Source organism: Oleiphilus sp. HI0128, assembly GCF_001635365.1.
In genome coordinates this window covers 1-1,000 of the sequence record NZ_LWGG01000416.1, presented here as the reverse complement: position 1 = coordinate 1,000, position 1,000 = coordinate 1, and the positions used below count along the sequence as shown (strand labels likewise).

Sequence of the window (1,000 nt, the reverse complement as noted above, 5' to 3'; positions counted from 1 at the left end):
CCCTATTAACGATTATGAATATTTACTTACTCGTAGCCTAGGTACGCACCATGCTTGGCATGAAGAACAAGCCAACGCCCCTCGCACTGTCGGTCACTACCTTCATCATCAAGCTCAACAATTTGCCGAAAAAGATGCCGTCATATTTGAGCAGGAAGTCTTAAGCTATCGTCAGCTTGATGAACTTAGCTCACAGTGGGCTCAGCTCCTATTAGAGGAGCACGTATCGGTTGGGGACCGCGTTGGCTTGTGCCTGGACCGCTCTCAGCATATGCTCGCGGCCCTAATTGGCATATTGAAAGTCGGCGCCAGCTATGTCCCGCTTGACCCTGACTTCCCCGATGATCGTTTGGCGTACATGATTGAAGACTCGGGCTTACAACACCTAGTCACTCAAGAAACGCATATCAAGCGCCTGCCTTCTGTTGCACACATACTCAATACCGATCTGATTTCTGAACGTCTATCACAGCAGAACACAGCTTGCCCAGATGTAACAATCCCTGAGGATACAGCTGCGTATATCATCTATACCTCCGGTTCTACCGGAAAGCCTAAAGGCGTTGTGGTACCCCATGCTTCCGTCATGAACTTCTTACACAGCATGGCCGAAAAGCCAGGGCTCCAGGCTGATGATACCCTGATGGCAGTAACAACTTTGTCTTTTGATATTGCCGTACTTGAACTCTACTTGCCACTCTGGGTCGGCGCCAAAATCATTATTGCCAAGAAACAGGATAGTAGTGATGGTCGACGTTTATTAAGCTTGCTGATAAAGCATCAGGCAAACTTCATGCAAGCAACACCCGCCACCTGGCGATTGCTGATCAGTAGTGGCTGGCAGGGTGAGCCTAGATTAAAAGCACTGTGCGGTGGCGAAGCATTGCCATTGGATTTAGCTGAAGAGCTACTTCAACGCTGTAGTGAGCTTTGGAACATGTATGGCCCAACTGAAACCACCGTTTGGTCTAGCTGTGCCCAGATTACACAAACCCAAACA

The 1,000-nt window shown here is 48.9% G+C and carries 1 protein-coding gene; it reads left to right on the top strand.

Features of this window, described 5'->3' with window-relative positions; translation table 11 throughout:
• On the top strand, positions 1 to 1,000 hold a 1,000-nt coding region (locus A3763_RS05095; RefSeq protein ID WP_156494922.1), incomplete at both ends, for an AMP-binding protein.